Consider the following 273-nt stretch of genomic DNA (forward strand, 5'->3'; position numbering starts at 1 on the left):
CCGGTGAAGGTGTAGCTGATCAAGCCAGTGCGATAGCCGCCAGCAAGGATCACGTCATCGTTCATGACATTGCCGAGGTAGCCTGGGAAGGTTACGAAGGCCGATTCATCAAGACCAACGCGCAGACCACCCAGCTGGATGTAACCAAAGCGCAGAGTGCCCGTGGAGCCGGAATCGTTACCGTCAGCCCACTGGAAACGGGTTTCAACGTAAGTCTTCAGAGTGCCGAGTTCGGTTTCCGAAGCGGTCGAGAAGCGAAGCGTTGCACGAGCA

Annotated in this window: 1 protein-coding gene; it reads right to left on the reverse strand. The window is 56.8% G+C overall.

What is annotated here, in order from left to right; all coding sequences use genetic code 11:
* A partial coding sequence (locus F9K91_RS25655) for a porin (protein WP_208852738.1) occupies nt 1-273 on the reverse strand: 273 nt, incomplete at both ends.

The organism is Brucella tritici, from assembly GCF_008932295.1.
Taxonomy (GTDB): domain Bacteria; phylum Pseudomonadota; class Alphaproteobacteria; order Rhizobiales; family Rhizobiaceae; genus Brucella; species Brucella tritici.